General features: G+C 68.7%; 15 protein-coding genes. 10 read left to right on the top strand and 5 right to left on the bottom strand.

Features of this window, described 5'->3' with window-relative positions; genetic code table 11:
• Position 1: 1 nt before the first annotated feature.
• Complete coding sequence (locus ACLM5J_RS04275) at positions 2 to 1624, bottom strand: hypothetical protein (protein WP_413654813.1); 1623 nt, start codon at positions 1622 to 1624, stop codon at positions 2 to 4.
• A 62-nt stretch (positions 1625 to 1686) separates the two neighbouring features.
• On the opposite strand from ACLM5J_RS04275, the gene ACLM5J_RS04270 reads away from it, so the two are divergent.
• From ACLM5J_RS04270 to ACLM5J_RS04245, 6 genes are all read left to right on the top strand, one after another.
• Positions 1687 to 2910 (top strand): phosphodiester glycosidase family protein, encoded by a 1224-nt coding sequence (locus tag ACLM5J_RS04270; protein ID WP_413654812.1) that lies wholly within the window; start codon positions 1687 to 1689, stop codon positions 2908 to 2910.
• Positions 2911 to 3084: 174 nt separating this feature from the next.
• The gene (locus ACLM5J_RS04265; protein ID WP_413654811.1) at positions 3085 to 4566 is read left to right on the top strand and encodes a fatty acid desaturase; all 1482 of its coding nucleotides are present in this window, start codon (positions 3085 to 3087) and stop codon (positions 4564 to 4566) included.
• On the top strand, positions 4566 to 4757 hold the full coding sequence (locus ACLM5J_RS04260) for a ferredoxin (protein ID WP_413654810.1): 192 nt from the start codon (positions 4566 to 4568) through the stop codon (positions 4755 to 4757). Before ACLM5J_RS04265 ends, ACLM5J_RS04260 begins: the two co-directional genes overlap by 1 nt.
• Before the next feature lie 24 nt (positions 4758 to 4781).
• Positions 4782 to 5363, top strand: coding sequence for a TetR family transcriptional regulator (locus ACLM5J_RS04255; RefSeq protein WP_413654809.1), 582 nt, complete (start codon positions 4782 to 4784; stop codon positions 5361 to 5363).
• Positions 5364 to 5465: 102 nt separating this feature from the next.
• A complete protein-coding gene (locus ACLM5J_RS04250) occupies positions 5466 to 6668 on the top strand; it encodes a M15 family metallopeptidase (protein WP_413654808.1) in 1203 nt (400 codons plus the stop codon).
• A gap of 146 nt (positions 6669 to 6814) precedes the next feature.
• Entirely contained in the window at positions 6815 to 7780 is a 966-nt protein-coding gene (locus ACLM5J_RS04245) for an NADPH:quinone oxidoreductase family protein (RefSeq protein WP_413654807.1), read from the top strand.
• Position 7781: 1 nt separating this feature from the next.
• Here ACLM5J_RS04245 and ACLM5J_RS04240 read toward each other — a convergent pair whose 3' ends face one another.
• Positions 7782 to 8321, bottom strand: a complete 540-nt coding sequence (locus ACLM5J_RS04240; RefSeq protein ID WP_413654806.1) for a CAP domain-containing protein — start codon at positions 8319 to 8321, stop codon at positions 7782 to 7784.
• A 130-nt stretch (positions 8322 to 8451) separates the two neighbouring features.
• On the opposite strand from ACLM5J_RS04240, the gene ACLM5J_RS04235 reads away from it, so the two are divergent.
• Complete coding sequence (locus ACLM5J_RS04235) at positions 8452 to 10392, top strand: M13 family metallopeptidase (protein ID WP_413654805.1); 1941 nt, start codon at positions 8452 to 8454, stop codon at positions 10390 to 10392.
• Between the two features lie 62 nt (positions 10393 to 10454).
• On the opposite strand, the gene ACLM5J_RS04230 is transcribed toward ACLM5J_RS04235, so the two are convergent.
• Positions 10455 to 10601 carry a hypothetical protein gene (locus ACLM5J_RS04230; RefSeq protein WP_413654804.1) on the bottom strand — a complete coding sequence of 49 codons (147 nt, stop codon included), beginning with the start codon at positions 10599 to 10601 and terminating at the stop codon, positions 10455 to 10457.
• A 23-nt stretch (positions 10602 to 10624) separates the two neighbouring features.
• Here ACLM5J_RS04230 and ACLM5J_RS04225 point away from each other — a divergent pair, with 23 nt between their 5' ends.
• Together ACLM5J_RS04225 and ACLM5J_RS04220 are read left to right on the top strand one after the other, a co-directional pair.
• A complete protein-coding gene (locus ACLM5J_RS04225; protein WP_413654803.1) occupies positions 10625 to 10921 on the top strand; it encodes a DUF2470 domain-containing protein in 297 nt (98 codons plus the stop codon).
• Positions 10885 to 11703 carry a 2-phosphosulfolactate phosphatase gene (locus ACLM5J_RS04220; protein ID WP_413654802.1) on the top strand — a complete coding sequence of 273 codons (819 nt, stop codon included), beginning with the start codon at positions 10885 to 10887 and terminating at the stop codon, positions 11701 to 11703. Before ACLM5J_RS04225 ends, ACLM5J_RS04220 begins: the two co-directional genes overlap by 37 nt.
• 11 nt (positions 11704 to 11714) lie before the next feature.
• Here the strand turns inward: ACLM5J_RS04220 and ACLM5J_RS04215 are convergent, their stop codons facing one another.
• Entirely contained in the window at positions 11715 to 13595 is a 1881-nt protein-coding gene (locus ACLM5J_RS04215; protein WP_413654801.1) for a hypothetical protein, read from the bottom strand.
• A 149-nt stretch (positions 13596 to 13744) separates the two neighbouring features.
• Between ACLM5J_RS04215 and ACLM5J_RS04210 the strand changes: the two genes are divergently transcribed.
• Complete coding sequence (locus ACLM5J_RS04210; protein ID WP_413654800.1) at positions 13745 to 15889, top strand: RecQ family ATP-dependent DNA helicase; 2145 nt, start codon at positions 13745 to 13747, stop codon at positions 15887 to 15889.
• A 207-nt stretch (positions 15890 to 16096) separates the two neighbouring features.
• Here ACLM5J_RS04210 and ACLM5J_RS04205 read toward each other — a convergent pair whose 3' ends face one another.
• Positions 16097 to 17677 carry a DHA2 family efflux MFS transporter permease subunit gene (locus tag ACLM5J_RS04205; RefSeq protein ID WP_413654799.1) on the bottom strand — a complete coding sequence of 527 codons (1581 nt, stop codon included), beginning with the start codon at positions 17675 to 17677 and terminating at the stop codon, positions 16097 to 16099.
• Positions 17678 to 17715 lie beyond the last annotated feature (38 nt).

Raw genomic sequence — 17715 nt, 5'->3', positions numbered from 1 at the left:
CTCAGCACGAGGCGAGCTTGCCCTGTGCCGGTACCTCCTTGAATGCGTTGAGGAGGAGGCCGACGTCGAGTGGATCGGCGGGCCGGTCGGCACGGGCCGGAGCACCGTCGAGGGTGAACTCCCAGCACTGGTAACGCATCCGGAGGCGGGTGGCGGTGACCGAGATCGGGACCTCGGTGATCTGGCCGTCCAGGTGGCTCGCCACGAAGGAACGCACCGCGGGAGGAGCCTTGCTCAGGTTCCGCCAGGTGGTGCCGGGAATCTCGATCGCTGCGTTGTACTGGCGGGGGACGTCGTCGAGGCCCGGGCCGCGTTCGACCTGGCGGAGGACGTCCTCGGAGTGCAGGCGCAGGTTCAAGGTGGCGCCGTCGAGCTTGACGGCCAGATCCGCTCCGGAGCAGGCGGAGTTGAAGTTGCTGACCACCGCGGGCGCGCCGGCGATCGAGCCGACGTAGCGGCGGTCGCGGCTCGTGGCGAGCTCGGTGTGGGCCTTCAACACCTTGCCCGCCAAGGATCTGCCGCTCGCTGTGAACCGCCACGAGGAAGCGCCGATCTGCTTGCGCCACCAGCCGTTCCGGCCCTTGCGGTTGCGGCCTTCGACCCGGAGTTCGCGGTCGGAGGCGTCGGTGCCGGTCTTCACGATGGTGACACGATCGGTGACCGCGCCGGGCGGCGTCGGCTGCCGTTTCCAGCCGGGCGCCGGGAGCTGGAACGCAGCCGAGTCCGGGGCGACGTCGCGCTGCCAGGTGTAGCTCCCGGCCATGCTGTTGGCGCCGCTGACGTCGAAGTCGTAGAGCCGGGTCCACAGCGAGCCGTCGGTCCCGGCGGCGAGCACGGTGGAGCCGCTGGCGTCGAGTGAGGCGAGGATGAGCCGGCCACGCCGAGGTCCGCACATCTCGCGGCTTTCGTCGACCGGCAGCCATGGGTCGATATAGGTGATCGTGCGCCGGTCCTTGCGGAGCAGGTAACCGGTGGCCACGCCGATCGGATGGTGCCTGCGGCCGGCGCTGTCGGTGAACGTCTCGTTGGCGTTGAAGGAGGAGATCGACCAGTCGACGACGCCGGGGAACATCTTCATCCCGGCACCAAGCCAGAGGAACGGGCCCCAGCGCCAGGTCCAGCGCTGCGCGGAAAGGTCGTTGCCGGGCATGTCGTGGCTGTAGAGCTGGCCGTCCGTGGTGGTCACGGTGAGCAGCTCGTGGTCGGCGCTGACCGAGGTGATCGCGCCCTGCAGGCAACTGGGCAAGGTGAGCCGATGCCACCGTGAACCCTTCTTCGCTCGCCCGGCGTCGGCGTCGCGGACATGCAGCGTGCCGCGGCGGAGTGCGAACGCGTACGCGTTGCTGATCGCGTGGCGGCCGTCCTCGAAGACCACGTCCTTCGGCAACTTCGCGGACGCGGGTGAGATCGCGCCGATCCCGCGGTTCGGGTCGACGCTGGGGATCTGGTCGCGCAGGCCCGGCAGGCCCGTGCTGCCGAGGGCGAGCCCCGCACACCTCAGGTCGCTCGGCGGGTCGGCGGCGGCGGGCGTGCCAGGAACGGCCGCGGCGAGTGAGGCCGCAAGCAGGGTGGCCACCCCGGCGGCGATGGTGCGGCTCGTTCGGCGGGCACGGGTCTGATTCACAACGGGCGCAACGAGGTCTGAAGCGCCCAGGTTACGAGCGGCGCGACACTAGAGTGCTGGCCATGGTTGCCCTCCGTTCGGCCAGATTCTTCTCGGTTGCCGCGCTGGCGGGGTGTCTCGGAGTTGGCTTGATGCCGGTCGAGACGCCCGTCGCCGAGGCGCGGTTCGCGGCACCGTCGGTGCGCGGGGACGGCAGCCAGACCTCCGACGGGGAGCCGGGGTGGGTGCCTCGGGTCCCGTGGTCAGCCCGGTTGGCGAAACGTGACCCGGTGGACACGTCGTCGGTGAGCTGGCCGGCTGGTCCGGGCGTCACCTATCGACGGTGGGTGCGGACCGACGAACGCGGCCCGGCCCGGATCCACGTGGTCAGGATCGACCTCCGGACCAAGGGCTTGAAGGTCGCCGCGATCGGGGCGCCGTCGGTGGCGGGCCGTCAGGAGATGTCGACGATGGTCAAGCAGAACAAGGCGATCGCCGGGATCAACGGGGACTTCTTCGACATCGGGAACACCGGGGCGCCGCTCGGTGTGGCGACTGCTGGCGCGAGGTTGCGGCATGGGCCGGTGGCGGGTTGGAACAACGCGATCTACAAGGTGAACGGGCGTTGGGCGGTCGGCGAGCTGCCGGTGGTGGCGAAGGTGCTCAAGCATCCCGAGCTGGTGGTCACCAACGTGAACTCGCCGCAGGTCGCCAAGGGCGGGCTCGGTGTCTACACCTCGGCGTGGGGCGTGACGCCTGGGCGCGCCGTCACCGGCGGCCAGCGGATCGTGCGCCAGGTGGTGCTCCGCAACGGTCGGGTGGTCTCGAACACCCGCAAGCTCTCGGTGGGTAAGCCGATCCGCGGCACGGTGTTGATCGGCCGTGGCCGTTCGGCGACCAAGCTGGCCCCGCTGAAGGTCGGGAAGAAGGTACGCGTCAGCAAGCGGCTGAAAGGTCGGCCGACGGTCGCGATCAGCGGTGACAAGCCGTTGCTCATCGACGGCGTCCGCCGCGTCATCGACAACGTCACCCTGCACCCGCGCACCGCGGTCGGCATCGACCGCGACACGAAGTCGATGTACTGGGTGGTGGTCGACGGCCGCACCGCGAGCAGCCGGGGTTTCTCGATGGTGGAGCTGGCGAACCTGATGATCGAGCTCGGCGTCGAGGACGCGTTGAACCTCGACGGCGGCGGCTCCAGCACGATGGTCGCCCGCAGCAAGAGCGGCAAGTTGTCGGTCCGCAACCGCCCCTCGGACGGCCGCCAGCGCGTGGTGCCGAACGGGCTGGGTGTCTTCGTCCGGTAGCGCCCCAGGACGTCATGCGCTCCGAGGGAGCGGTTGCCCCGTCCGTATGACGTCCCGGGGAAGCGGAGCGGTTTACAAAAACTTAGGTCTTGTCAAACGCCTTGACATCTCGTACCTTCTTGTAAAGCGATCCAGGTCACAGGCGACCTTGATCGGCCGACCAAGGAGGACGCCATGACCCAGGCGAGCAGCCCGGAGACGCCGAGCAGTAGCGGTTCCCGCACTGCCGGCACCGTGCCCGCAGGATCAACCGAGCAGTGGAAGGACAAGAAGCGCTATCTGTGGTTGATCGGCCTTGTCGTGCCTTCGCTGGCCTTCGCCGCGATCGGCCTCTACGAACTGACCGGGCTCACCTTCTGGTTCTGGCTCGGCCCGATCGTGATCCTGGGCATCGTGCCTGCCATCGACCTCGTCGTCGGCCTGGACCGGGTGAACCCGCCTGACGACGTCATCGAGGCGTTGGAGAACGACCGCTACTACCGCTGGATCACCTACCTGTTCCTGCCGATCCAGTACGCCGGCTTCATCGGCGCCTTCTGGGTGATCGACACCTGGGATCTTTCCGTCATCTCCAAGATCGGGATCGCCGTCTCCATCGGCGCCATCGGCGGTATCGGCATCAACACCGCCCACGAGCTCGGTCACAAGAAGGAGAGCCACGAGCGTTGGCTCTCCAAGATCGCGCTGGCACAGGTCTTCTACGGCCACTTCTACATCGAGCACAACCGCGGTCACCACGTCCGCGTCGCCACCCCCGAGGACCCCGCCAGCAGCCGGATGGGCGAGAGCTTCTACGCCTTCTGGCCGCGCACCGTCGGCGGCTCGCTGAAGAGCGCCTGGGAGCTGGAGCAGCGCCGGTACGCCCGCAAGGAGAAGCACCCGTTCCGGCTCGGCAACGACGTGCTCAACGCCTGGCTGATGTCGGTGGTGCTGTGGAGCGGCATGGTCGCCGTCTTCGGTTTCGACATCCTGCCGTACCTGATCCTGCAGGCCGTGGTCGGTTTCTCGCTGCTCGAAGTGGTCAACTACATGGAGCACTACGGAATGCTGCGCCAGAAGGTCGGCCGCCCGGGCAAGGAGCGCTACGAGCGCGTGCTGCCCTCGCACAGCTGGAACTCCAACAACATCGCCACCAACGTCCTGCTCTACCACCTGCAGCGGCACAGCGACCACCACGCGAACCCGACCCGTCGCTACCAGACGCTTCGTGACTTCGAGGAGTCGCCGGTCCTGCCCACCGGCTACGCCGGCATGATCGTGCTCGCACTCTTCCCGCCGATCTGGCGCCGGGTGATGGACCCGCGGGTGATCAACCACTACGACGGCGACCTCACCCTCGCCAACGTGCAGCCCCGCAAGCGGGAGAAGGTCTTCGCCAAGTACGGCGTCGCGATGAGCCAGGCTGCCGACCGGGCTGAGGCCGCCCGGATCGACGAGATCGCTGCGGCTGCCGCTGCCGCCGCGGCGCAGGTCGACGAGGTGCTCGCCGCACGCTGTCCCGGCTGTGGCTACACCTACGAGGTCGCCGCCGGCGACGAGCACGAGGGCTTCGCGGCCGGAACGGCATGGGCCGACATCCCCGACGACTGGTGTTGCCCCGACTGCGGTGTGCGCGAGAAGGTCGACTTCGTCCCGGTCTCCCCGGCGGTGGCCTGATGAAGATCGTGGTGGATCGCGACCTGTGCGACGGAATCGGGATGTGCCAGTCGATGGCACACGAGTTCTTCGAGCTCGACGACGACGACGTGATGCACGTCTTGGATGAGAACCCCAGCGAGGAGTTCCGCGGGCAACTGACCGCCGCGATCAACTCGTGCCCCGTGTTGGCCCTCTCGTTGGAGGGCTGAGCACTGCTCCATAGGATCGACGTCATGGTCGCCAAGGAACCGATGCTCGCGCTACGCGAACGCATCGTGCGTGCCGCGGCGACCATGACGATGGCCCAGGGGTGGGCCGCCGTCACGATGGCGAAGCTCGCGGACGTCGTCGGCGTCAGCCGGCAGACCGTCTACAACGAGATCGGCGGCAAGCCGGCCCTCGCCGAGGCGATGGTGCTCGACGAGCTGGCGCGGTTCCTGTCGCTGGTGAACAAGGCGTTCGCCGACCACCCCAACGACCTGGTGAAGGCGATCGAGGGCGCCTCCCGCGCGGTCCTCGAACACGCCGACGACAACACGCTGCTGCATGCGATCGTCTCGGCCACCCACGGCGCCGACACCGAGCTGCTGCCGTTGCTGACCACCAACTCCCAGTCGCTGCTGGGAGTCGCCAAAGCGGTGGTCGCCGAGTTCGTGACCAACCAGGACACGGGCCTGACGCCGGCGCAGCTCGACGTCGCCATCGACATGGTGGTGCGGGTCGTGCTCAGCCACGTCATGCAGCCCACCGCGTCGCCCGCGGAGACCGCCGCCGGGATCGCCTGGATGGCCGACCGGGTGCTCAACCCGCACTGAGCCACGGATGCGCTGCGCGCAGGTTCCGGAGTTCGATGCGGAAGTTCGGCGGCCGCGCCTATGCTCGGCGACACGAGTGGTGAGCGGTCTGGGAGGACTGGGATGTTGGCTGCGGGTAGGTTCGCGCGGGCGCTGACGGCGTCGCTCTGCGTCGCGGTCCTTGCTGCCTGCGGAAACGGGGAAGGATCGCCGCAGGCGAAGCCCGAACCGTCGACCCCGCCCGCCTCGTCGCAGAGCCCGGCCAACCCCGACTCGGAGCGGAGCGTCGAGGCGCCGGGTGCGTTGACCGACCCGCTGCGTTCGGCCGACATCATGCTGGTCGCCCTCGACCCGAAGCCGCTCCCTGCCGAGTTGATCGCCAACGTCAAGAAGCTCAAGGACGTCGCCGCCACCGAGCTGATCGACCTGGGCAGTGTCTCGATCCAGAACAGCGTGGCGAAGGTGGCCTCGGTCGACCCGGCAACGTATCGGCGGTTCACCAGCTCCGGTAAGAGCGAGGAGATCTGGAAGCGCGTCGCCGGAGGCGAGTTGGCGCTCAGTCAGACCCTGGCCAAAGAGGTCGCCGACGACGAGGCCTACGTGACGCTCGGCAACGACAAGGACGCCCCGCGGGTCCACGTCGGTGCCTACGCCGATCAGGTGCCGAACGTCGACATGGTGCTGAACCGGGCCTGGACCAAGGACCTCGGCCTGGTCCAGGACAACGCGTTGCTGATCTCGACCGGGATCGGCTCGCCGCAGAAGGTGCGCAAGCAACTCAAGGGCCTGGTCGCCGACGTCGCCTCGATCCAGATGCTCGACGTCGTCGCGCGGTTCGGCCTCGACCCCAACGCCAAGCAGACCGCCTACCTGACCGGTGGTTCGGTGGCCCAGGCCGTCGGCTCCTTCTCCTACCGGGTGATCGGTGGTGGCCGGATCGCACCCGACCCGGCCTGGGTTCGGGCGAACATCCGCACCGAGCAGGTGCCGATCGTCGGTGCGGTCACCTGTCACAAGGTGGTGCTGCCGCAGCTTCGGGCAGCGCTGACCGAGATCGTCGAGCGCGGCCTCGCCGACAAGATCCACCCGGGTGAGTACGCCGGTTGCTACTACCCGCGTTTCATCGCCAACTCGAACAATCTCTCGCTGCACTCGTTCGGTATCGCGTTGGACTTCAACGTCCCCGGCAACCAGCGCGGCACCGTCGGCGAGATGGACCGGACCGTCGTCTCCATCTTCAAGAAGTGGGGCTTCGGCTGGGGCGGCGACTGGAAGTGGACCGACCCCATGCACTTCGAGATGAACGCGCTCGTCGACCCGCGCTGAGCCCCACTGAAGTCTTGACGGCTGGGCGCGTACGCCTGACGGTTGGGCGCGTATGCCTGACGGTTCGGCGCGTGGGCCTGCCGGTTCGGCGCGATCACCTGACGGGACGGCGCGTCTGCCTGCCGGTTCGGGGATAGGTTCGGGACATGCGCGCAGTTCAGGTGACCCGCCTCGACGGGCCGGAAGCAATCGAGATCCTCGACATCGCCGAACCGACGGCGGCCCCGCAGGAGGTGCTGATCGACGTCCACCGGGTGGGGATCTCCTTCCCCGACCTGCTGCTGTCGCGGGGGCAGTACCAGCTCAAGCCGGAGCTGCCGTTCACCCTCGGCGTCGACGTCGCGGGCACCGTGGTCACCGACGGCAACGGCTTCACCGCCGGCCAGCGGGTCTGCGCGGTGGTGCCCTACGGCGCCGGTGCCGAACGGATCGCGGTCGGCGCCGACTTCGTCTTCCCGCTGCCCGACGAGATGAGCTTCGACGAGGGCGCGGCCCTGCCGATGAACTACCTCACCGCGCACTTCGCGCTGGTCGTCCGCGGCCAGGCCCAGCCCGGTGAGTCGATCCTGATCCACGGGGCCGCCGGCGGTGTCGGCACCGCCACCATCCAGACCGCCAAGGCGCTCGGGCTGACCGCGATCGCCGTCGTCTCCACACCGGAGAAGGCGGAGGTGGCTCTCGCTGCCGGTGCCGACCACGCCCTACTGATCGACGGCTTCAAGGACGAGGTCAAGAAGCTCACCGACGGTCGCGGTGTCGACCTGGTCCTCGACGTCGTCGGTGGCGACGTCTTCACCGACTCGCTCCGTTCGCTCGCCCCGCTGGGCCGGTTGCTGGTGGTGGGCTTCGCGGCGGGCCAGGGGATCCCCGAGGTCAAGGTCAACCGGTTGCTGCTCAACAACATCGACGTCCGCGGCGTCGGCTGGGGCGACTATGCGATGCGTCGGGCCGGCTACCTCACCCAACAGTGGAACGAGATCGTGCCGTTGATCGAGACCGGCTCGATCAAGCCGCCGATCGGCAAGATCTACCCGCTGGAGGAGTTCGGTCAAGCACTGCTCGACCTCGACGGCCGCAAGGCGGTCGGCAAGCTCGTCGTCGCGATGCGCTGAGTTACTTCCGCCCGAAGTCCTGGGTCGCCCACGGGACGCCGTTCTTCACCGTCACGCCGACCCCGAGGTGCCGGTACTTGCAGGTAAGGATGTTCTTGCGGTGCCCGGGGGAGGCCATCCACGCCGCCATCATGTTGGCCGGGGTCGGATAGCCGAAGGCGACGTTCTCCCCGACGCTGCGCCAGTTCCGGTAGCCGGCCCTGGTGATCCGCTTGCCGAGCGACGCCTCGCCGGGCAGTTGGTGGGAGAGCGTCTTCGCGCGCGCCATCAGGTCGCTGTGCTTGCGGGCGGCCTTGCGGAGGCTGGTGTTCAACTTCAACGCCTTGCAGCCCGCCTTGGCCCGGTGCTTGTTGGTGATCGTGAGGATCTTCTTCTCCCAGGTCGCCTCGGCGGTGCTGACCTTGGCCGCGACCCGGGTAGTACTGGCGGGCGGGTTCCCCGCGGTCGCGCCGGTGTCCATGCTGGTCGCGGGGGCGATCCCCGCCAGGGCGAGGAAGAGCACCGAGGCGGCGATGACGGCAGGACGGACCAACGGGGGCATGGTTCATCATCCTTCACCACTTTTGGGGTTGACTAGACACCTACCGGCTCGAAGAAATGACCCATAAGGGTGGTATGAACGCCCGGGGAACCCCGTTCGCCGTTCGCAACTGCCGGGTAGGGTCGACGGGGTGAGCATCCTTGACGACGCCCGCCCCGGCATGGATCTGGCCCTACGTCCCCAGGACGACCTGTTCGGCCACGTCAACGGCGCGTGGCTGGAGACGACCCCCATCCCCGACGACCGTTCCAGTTGGGGACCCTTCGTGCAGCTCGCGGACACCGCTGAGGAGCAGGTGCGCGAGCTGATCCAGGATCTGGCCGCCAGCCAGGGCGAGATCGGCACGGACGCCGGCCGGATCGCGGCGCTCTACGCCTCCTTCATGGACACCGCGACCATCGCGCAGCGCGGCCTGGCGCCGGTTCGTCCGCTGATCAAGGCGGTCGCCGGGCTCCGCGACGTCCGCGACCTCGCCGCCTTCCTCGGCGAGTTCGAACGGGTCGGCGGCGCCGGCCTCTTCGGCTCCTACGTCGACACCGACTCGCGCAACTCCGACCGGTACCTGTTCCACATCTCGCAGGGCGGTCTGGGCCTGCCGGACGAGTCGTACTACCGCGACGAGAAGTTCGCCGAGATCCGGGCGAAGTACGTGGGCTACCTGACCCGGCTCTTCGTGCTCAGCGGGCACGGGGATCCGGCCGGTGCTGCACAGTCGGTCCTCGAACTCGACACCACGTTGGCAGCGGGCCACTGGGAGCGGGCCGAGACCCGCGACGTCCAGAAGACCTACAACCTGTTGACGGCCGATGAGCTCAACGCACTGGCGCCCGCTTTCGACTGGAGCGCCTACGTGCGCAACCTGGGCGGCGACGGCAACACGCTGGCCGAGGTCTGCGTACGCCAGCCGTCCTACCTCGAGCACCTCTCCTCGGTCCTGGCGAGCACGCCGATCGAGCAGTGGCGCAACTGGATGCTGACCCGCGTGCTGCGGTCGGCGGCGCCGTACCTGACCGACGACTTCGTCGAGACCAACTTCGACTTCTACGGCCGGACCCTGAACGGGACGCCGGAGCTCCGCGCCCGGTGGAAGCGCGCCGTTGCCTTCGTCGAGGGCTCGGTCGGTGAGGCGGTCGGCCGCGAGTATGTGGCACGGCACTTCCCGCCGCAGAGCAAGGAGATGATGGACGAACTGGTCGCCAACCTGCTGGAGGCGTACCGCCGTTCGATCGCGGACCTCGACTGGATGACCGAGGCCACCAAGGAGCGCGCCTACGAGAAGCTCGCGACCTTCCGGCCCAAGATCGGTTACCCGGAGACGTTCCGCGACTACTCCGCGCTGCGGGTCACTTCGGACGACCTGATGGGCAACGTGGCGGCTGCCGCCGCCTTCGAGACCGACCGCCAGCTGGGCAAGTTGGGCGGCCCGGTGGACCGCGACGAGTGGTTCATGCTGCCGCAGACCGTCAACGCCTACTACAACCCCGGCACCAACGAGATCTGCTTCCCGGCAGGCATCCTGCAGCGCCCGTTCTTCTCCCCGGACGCCGATCCGGCGGAGAACTATGGCGGCATCGGAGCGGTGATCGGCCACGAGATCGGTCACGGCTTCGACGACCAGGGTGCGCAGTACGACGGCGCAGGCAACCTCAACGACTGGTGGACCCCGGACGACAAGGCCGCCTTCGAGGAGAAGTCCAAGGCGCTCGTCGAGCAGTACAACGGCTTCAGCCCCCGCAACCTGCCGGGCGAGTACGTCAACGGACAGCTCACCGTCGGCGAGAACATCGGCGACCTGGGCGGCCTGACCATCGGTCACAAGGCGTTCGCGATCTTCCTGGGCCGCGAGCCGTCGGCGGAGGAGTCCCAGGCACTCTTCATGAACTGGGCCTACTGCTGGCGCACCAAGCGGCGCACCGAGCAGGAGCAGCAGTACCTGACCATCGACCCGCACTCCCCACCGGAGTTCCGCGCCAACATCGTGCGGAACCTCAACGAGTTCCACAACGCGTTCGGTACGAAGCCGGGTGACGGCCTCTGGCTCGAACCCGAGGCACGCGTTCGGATCTGGTGATCTGACACGTCGACTGCCGCGTCCCTGAGTCAGGAACGCGGCAGTCGGTAATTCAGCTGACGTCAGTTGGCCAGCTGAGCACAGACCAGTTGGATCCGGAGCAGGTCGTCGCCAGGGATCGGCGTCGCGTAGACCGCTCCGGCCTGCGGGTCGCCCAGGGAGAAGAGCGCCTGCACCCCGACCGAGATCGCCGTAACCAGCCGCGTCACGGTTGATGGGCGATGATGGGCGCATGACGTTCGCCCCTGAGGTTGTTGCGGCCGTGCTGGCCCACATGAATGACGACCACACCGACGACAATCTGCTGATCGCGCACGCCTTCGGCCTGCCTGAGGCGACAGCCGCGACGATGACCGGCCTCGACGGTGAGGCGGGTCTGTGGCAGGTCACCGGCCCGACCGGCGACGCCGAGTTGCGGGTGCCGTGGCCCGGCGCACCGATCACCGAGCGCGCGGAGATCCGGCGCGAGATCGTGGTGCTCTACGACCAGGCGTGCGTCCGACTCGGTCGAGAGCCGCGCCCGCATTGATCAACGACGACGTCGACTTCGACCGAGCCCATACCCAGGCGCCCTACCGGGTGCGCTTCGAGTGGGGGCAGTCGGGCGCTGCGGCGTTGACGGCGCCCGGGGTCGACGCCGCGGTCGTCGTCGACGTCCTCTCCTTCACCACGTCGGTCTCGATCGCCGCTACCCGCGGGGTGACGGTCTACCCCTACCGATGGCGGGACGCCGGTGCCGCGGCCTATGCGATGCGCAAGGGAGCCAAGTTGGCGGTCGGCCGGTTCGAGGCGCGGAGTGCGACGAGCGGGGCGCACGTCTCGCTCTCGCCTGCCGCGATGGAGCGGATCGAGGGCGTCGAGCGGCTGGTCCTGCCGAGCCCCAACGGCTCGACGATCTGTTTCGAGTTGGCCGACAGCGGCGCCGCCGTCTACGCCGCCAGTCTGCGCAACGCGGGCGCCGTCGCCCGGGCGTTGCAGCCGCTGCTCGCCGACGGCGGCACCGTAGCGGTGGTCGCTGCCGGGGAGCGTTGGCCCGATGAGTCACTCCGCCCGGCGTGGGAGGACCTGTGGGGTGCAGGTGCGGTGATCGCCGCCTTGGCCGGGGCCGATGTCGAGGGGATCAGCCCCGAGGCACAGGCCGCGAGCAACGCCTACCACCAGATCGCCACCGCCACAGAGCAGGCTCTGATGACGGTGGCGAGTGGGGTGGAGCTGGTGGAGAAGGGGTACCGCACCGACGTGGAGGCTGCGGCGCGGGTCGACGTCGACGACGTCGCCCCGCGCCTGATCGAGGCAGCCTTCCGCGCCTAAGTGCTACCGGTTCAGCGCTTCGCGGACTTCTTCACGGTCCGCTTCTTGACCGGCTTCTGGAACTTCACCTGGATGGTGCTGGAGCCGGTGACCACCGACGGGGTGGTCCAGGTGCTGGTGCGGGTGAACAGGTTGCCGTACTTGGTCATCCCGGAGAGGTCGGCGGTCACCGTGTTCTGCTTCGGCTCGCTCTGCAGCAGCTTGAGCAGGCCGTTCAGGCTGGTCACGACCGGACCCTCGGAGAACCCCTCCCCGCCGAGAAGCTCACCGAAGAGCTCGTCGAAGTCGTCCCAGAAGCTGACTCCGTTGCCGGCGACCGAGAGGCCCGCCTTGCCGGCGGCGCTCTTCGGGGTGGAGAAGGTGAACACCCTGCTGGTCGGCGTTCCGCTGGACTTGCGGCCGTCCTTGAGCAGGTGTGCGCGGACCTTGACCGTCGCACCCGGCTTCACGGTGATCCGACCGCCGTCCTTGACCGTCGTCCACTTGCCGTTGACCCAGGCCTCGACCCGGTTCAGCAGCATGCCCTTGTAGGAGCGGGTGAGGTTCTGGCGGACCTGGACGTCGGTGATGGTGACGTCCTCGAAGCCGTTGTCGAGGATGGCAGCGACGTCACCGGCGACACCGCTGGGAACCTCGTCGGCGATGTTGAGTGCGCTCGCATAGTGCTGCGAGCGGCTGAAGGTCTGGGTGCTGCCGTTGGCCCGCTTGAAGGTGATGTCCCAGGCGACGTCTGCCTGGCCGGGGCCGGTCTCGTTGACGCTCAGTGCAGCGTCGCGGTAGGTCTGGGTGCCGACCACGAAGGGCAGCGCCTCGATGTTCGGGACGATGGACTCGGTGACCGAGTTCTTCGGCCCGGTCGTGGTCACCGTGACCGTGGTGCTCGCCGGAAGCGTGGCGCCGATCCGGCCGGTGATGCCGGCGAGGCGGTCGTGGAGCAGGGTGCCGACCGGGGCGGCCAGGTTCGCCATCTTGTAGGAGACGGCGCCGTCAGCCATGATCGTCGCCGTCGAGGCGCCGTGGATCGTGCCCTGGGCCGGAGACCAGACGTTGGGGTGGCCGTAGCCGATCACGATGTCGTCGCAGACCGCGGCGGCGGTGCCGACCGAGTAGAGCGCGACCGAGCCGTAGCTGTCGGCGACCGCGACGTTGCCGCCGGCCACGATCGGCACGGTGTTGGCCTGGTTGCCGGTGCTGCCGGCCAGCTTCGGCATCGGGCGACCCGACTTGGCGGCGATGGCGCGCAGCGTCTTCGTGCTCAGGCCGTTCGCACCGGCCAGGACGGTGGGGTTGGTCAACCGGTTCAGGCCGCCGGTGATCTCCGAGGCGGAGACACCCGCCCGGGTCAGCTCAGCGCGCTGCGCGCGGTTGGGGACGATCCGCTGCGCAGGGGCTGGGTCGGTCTCGCCGAGCAGGTCGTAGAGCGCCGCCGCCGGGGTGATGCCCGCGATCCGGGAGCCGGTGGCCTGGGTGAAGCCGTAGGAGACCGAGCCGACGAGTTGGCCGTTGGCGTAGACCGGGGAGCCGGAGATGCCCGCCCAGATGCCGGCGTCGACGCTGCCGTCGGGGTTGCTGATCCGGGAACCCTCGAGCTCGAAGAGGAAGAGGTCGCCGGTGGCGTCCTCGATCGTCGAGAGGTAGGTGCCGGTGAACGCCTCCGGCGTCTCCGGGGAACTGTGGATCGTGGCACCGCGCTTATAGGTACCGGCCGTCGTCTTGCCGGTGACGGTGAGGCCGGGGACCAGGTCCTCGGCCGGGAACGGCAGCGGGCAGTCGGCGGAGACGCCGGGGCTCGGGGCGCCGGTCGCCGTCGACGTCGCGGCCACCAGGCCTGCGGTCAACAACGTGAGGGTCGCGCCGGCACCGAGCAGCGCGCGATTGCGTCGTGGGGTCATGTCACATCCGTAAAGTCGCGGGTGAAGTCCCTCAATCTAGTGGCTGGTGGCCATCTTTGTGCTGAGTACACGTGTCTGCGGATGCCGCTCTTCGCAACGGCGCCGCGGTGCCTGCGGTTCGCGTCGGAGCGTCTTGGTAGACATGAGGCATGACGGCACCCACGATTGACCGCGCGGCCCTGCGCCAGGACGCCGAGGCGCACCTCCGCGCTCTGGTCGGCCGCGACGACGCCCGGCTCCGCGACGACCAGTGGACGGCGATCGAGGCGCTGGTGGTCGACCGCCGTCGGGCACTCGTGGTGCAGCGGACCGGCTGGGGAAAGTCGGCCGTCTACTTCACCGCGACGGCGCTGCTGCGGGCCCGGGGCGCCGGGCCGACGGTGATCATCTCGCCGCTGTTGGCGTTGATGCGCAACCAGATCGAAGCCGCCTCCCGGGCCGGGATCCGTGCGGTCACCATCAACTCCACCAACCTCTCCGACTGGGAGGCGATCCACGCCGACATCGAGCGCGGCGAGGTCGACGTCCTGCTGGTCAGTCCGGAGCGGCTGAACAACCCTGGCTTCCGTGACCAGGTGATGCCGCGGCTCGCCGCGACCACCGGTCTGCTGGTCGTCGACGAGGCGCACTGCATCTCCGACTGGGGCCACGACTTCCGCCCCGATTACCGCCGGATCCGCACCCTGCTCAGCGAGTTGCGGGCCGGTATCCCGGTGCTGGCCACCACCGCCACCGCGAACGCCCGGGTGACCACCGACGTCGCCGAGCAGTTGGCGGTCGGCGAGGCGATCGGCGACTCCGTCCTGGTCCTGCGCGGTTCGCTGGACCGCGAGTCCCTGCACCTGGGCGTGGTCCGACTCCGTACCGCCGAGCAGCGGTTGGCGTGGCTTGCCGAGCACGTGGCGCAGCTGCCGGGTTCCGGGATCGTCTACTGTCTCACCGTCGCGGCCACCCAGGAGGTGGCAGAGCATCTGCGCTCCGCCGGCCTCGAGGTCGCCGCCTACTCCGGCCAGACCGACGCTGAAGAACGGCAGCGACTCGAAGGAGCCTTGGCCCGGGGCGAGGTCAAGGCGCTGATCGCCACCTCCGCGCTGGGCATGGGCTTCGACGCCACGCTGGGCTTCGTGATCAACCTCGGCGCGCCCTCCTCGCCGGTCTCCTACTACCAACAGGTGGGTCGTGCCGGCCGTGGCACCGAGTCGGCGACGGTGGTCCTGTTGCCGGCCATCGAGGACCGCGACATCTGGGCCTACTTCGCCTCGCTTGCCTTCCCGCCCGAGCCGCTGGTCCGGCAGACCCTGGAGGAGTTGGCCGTCAGCGAGCGCCCGCTCAGTACCCCGGCGTTGGAAACCCGGGTCGAGCTCAACCGGAACCGGCTGGAGATGATGCTCAAGGTGCTCGACGTCGACGGCGCGGTCCGTCGGGTCTCCGGCGGCTGGGAGTCGACCGGGCAAGCGTGGGAACACGACACCGAGCGCTACCAGCGGGTCGAGGCGGCACGTGCCGCCGAGCAGCAGGCGATGCTCGACTACATCACCACCGACCAGTGCCGGATGCTCTTCCTACGCCACCAACTCGACGACGAGAACGCCGCGGTCTGCGGTCGTTGCGACAACTGTGGCGGGGTCAGCTTCACCACCGACATCTCCGAGGCAGCCTTGGGCAGTGCTCGGGACGCCCTGCTCCGGCCGGGGGTCACCATCGCGCCGCGCAAGATGTGGCCGACGGGTCTCGACCGCCTCGGGCTCACCCTCAAGGGCAAGCTCGACCACGCCGCCGCCGAGGGGCGTGCGGTGGCTCGACTCACCGACCTGGGCCACGGGCAGGCGCTGCGCGAACTCTTCGCGGCTGCGCCCGAGCAGCCGCAGGGGGTGCGCGATGGCGAGGTCCCGCCCGGGTTGGCCCGGGCGATGATCGAGGTGCTCGACGACTGGGGGGTCCGTCCCGACGCGGTCGCCTACCTCGACTCCGCACGGCGACCGGTACTCACCCGCTCGCTGGCCGACGGCGTCTCCCGCTATCTCGGGGTGCCGATCGTGGCGCGCTACTCGATCGCGGATCCGAGCGTCACGCCCGGCGCGGGGGCGATGAACTCCGCGCAGCGTGTGGCTGCGGTGAGCCGTCGCTATCGGCTCGATCTGGCGCCGTCGGCTGAAGGCGTGCTGCCCGGCGGCCGGGTGCTGCTGCTCGACGACCAGGTGGTCACCGGGTGGACGTTGACCCTCGCGGCCCGCGCACTGGGCGCGGCCGGTGCCGCCGAGGTGCTGCCGCTGACGCTCGCCGTCCAGGCGTAAGCGGTCCGCCCGTTGATCGAGCTTGTCGAGATCCTGGCGGGTCTCGACAAGCTCGACCTCCGGGGGGAAGCTCGACCTCCGGGACGGGGCCCGTTGATCGAGCTTGTCGAGATCACCTCCGAGGGTCTCGACAGGCTCGACCTCCGGGGGCAAGCTCGACCTCCGGGGGCAAGCTCGACCTCCGGGGGGCAAGCTCGACCTCCGGGGTCAGTGCACCAGCACCTGGGGGCGCTCGCCCTCGGTCACCATCTTGCGACGCGGTAGCAGCACTGCCGGGATGAGGACCGCCAGGACCAGGATCGTGGCGATCACGAAGGCGCCTGCGAAGGCCGAGGCCACGTCCACCGGGAACTTGGCCATCACGTCGCTGACGGCGTCCGGGTTGATGCCGAACGTCTTCATCACCTCGGCGACCTTGCTCTCGTCCTTGCCGGCGAATGCCAGCGCGGTCGAGGCGCGGTCGGCGAAGGCGTTGGTGATCAGCACCGAGAAGAGCGCGGTACCGGCCGAGGCGGCCACCTGCTGAATGATGTTCATCAGCGTCGAACCGCGAGCGATCTGATGCTCCTTGAGGGTCGCCAGCGCGGCACTCATGATCGGCATCATCGTGGCGCCCATACCGAGGCCCTGGATGAAGAGAGCGGTCAGCAGGAACCAGTAGCTGGTGTCGGCGTCGAGCAGGGTGAACATGCCCATACCCACGGCGATCAGCGCGATACCCGGGATGACGACCTTGCCCGGACCGATCTTGTCGGCCAGGAAACCAGCCAGCGGCATGGTCAACATCGCGCCGAGACCCTGCGGAGCGAGCAGGATGCCGGACTTCAGCGGGGTCTCGCCCTGAGCGACCTGGAAGTACATCGGGAAGAGCAGGCTGGCGCCGAAGAAGGCGAGCGCGAAGAGCGACATCGCGATCACCGCGACGGTCATCTGACGGTTCGCGAACAGGCGCAGGTCCACCAGCGGGTGCAGGTTGCGCCGGTTCAACGCCCACGGCACGAAGGCGGCGACCAGCAGCAGACCGATCACCGCGGGTGCGAGTACCTCGGCGTCCCAGACGGTGCCGGTCTCAGGGACCATCGAGACGCCGTAAAGGAAGGCCGCGAGACCGGGGGAGAGCAGCAGCATGCCCAGCCAGTCGAAGCTCTCCGACGGCTCGACGTGGTCGGTCGGGAGTGCCTTGTAGGCGTAGACCAACGCGATCACACCGATCGGCAGGTTGATCAGGAAGATCCAGTGCCACGAGGCGGCATCGATCAGCCAGCCACCGAGGATCGGGCCTCCGATCGGGCCGAGCAGCATCGGGATACCGAGCACAGCCATCACCCGCCCCACGCGGTCAGCACCGGCGGCACGGGTCAGGATCGTCATACCCAGCGGCATCAGCATGCCGCCACCGAGACCCTGGATCACGCGGAACGCGATCAGCTGTTCCAGGCTGCCGGCCATCGCACAGAGGGCGGAGCCGATGGTGAAGAGCACGATCGCCAACAGGTACAGGCGCTTGGTCCCGAACCGGTCCGCAGCCCAACCGGTCAACGGGATCACCGAGGCCAGCGCGAGGGTGTAACCGGTCATCGTCCAGGCCACCTGGGCGGTGGTGGCGTCGAACTCCTTGACGAAGGTGTTCAGCGCGACCGAGACCACGGTGATGTCGAGGATCGACATGATGGAGCCGAGGACCACAACGCCGGCGATGATCAGCGTCTTGCGGTCGAGCTTGTCGTCGTGCGGCGCTGCGCCGTCGTGGGGAGCAGCGCCGTCTTGGAGTGAATTGCTTGTGGACACCAGAAGAGAGTAGAGAGTCGGTCCTGGTATCTGCGAAT

This window comes from Nocardioides sp. Bht2 (assembly GCF_047308515.1).
In the GTDB taxonomy this organism is placed as follows: Bacteria; Actinomycetota; Actinomycetes; order Propionibacteriales; family Nocardioidaceae; genus Nocardioides.
This window is presented reverse-complemented; position numbering and strand designations above follow the sequence as displayed.

Coding starts and splice junctions, on each gene's coding strand:
- ACLM5J_RS04215 (WP_413654801.1), bottom strand. CDS start 13,595: ATGACCCCACGACGCAATCGCGCGCTGCTCGGTGCCGGCGCGACCCTC.
- ACLM5J_RS04210 (WP_413654800.1), top strand. CDS start 13,745: ATGACGGCACCCACGATTGACCGCGCGGCCCTGCGCCAGGACGCCGAG.
- ACLM5J_RS04240 (WP_413654806.1), bottom strand. CDS start 8,321: ATGCCCCCGTTGGTCCGTCCTGCCGTCATCGCCGCCTCGGTGCTCTTC.
- ACLM5J_RS04255 (WP_413654809.1), top strand. CDS start 4,782: ATGGTCGCCAAGGAACCGATGCTCGCGCTACGCGAACGCATCGTGCGT.
- ACLM5J_RS04245 (WP_413654807.1), top strand. CDS start 6,815: ATGCGCGCAGTTCAGGTGACCCGCCTCGACGGGCCGGAAGCAATCGAG.
- ACLM5J_RS04265 (WP_413654811.1), top strand. CDS start 3,085: ATGACCCAGGCGAGCAGCCCGGAGACGCCGAGCAGTAGCGGTTCCCGC.
- ACLM5J_RS04270 (WP_413654812.1), top strand. CDS start 1,687: ATGGTTGCCCTCCGTTCGGCCAGATTCTTCTCGGTTGCCGCGCTGGCG.
- ACLM5J_RS04250 (WP_413654808.1), top strand. CDS start 5,466: ATGTTGGCTGCGGGTAGGTTCGCGCGGGCGCTGACGGCGTCGCTCTGC.
- ACLM5J_RS04260 (WP_413654810.1), top strand. CDS start 4,566: ATGAAGATCGTGGTGGATCGCGACCTGTGCGACGGAATCGGGATGTGC.
- ACLM5J_RS04225 (WP_413654803.1), top strand. CDS start 10,625: ATGACGTTCGCCCCTGAGGTTGTTGCGGCCGTGCTGGCCCACATGAAT.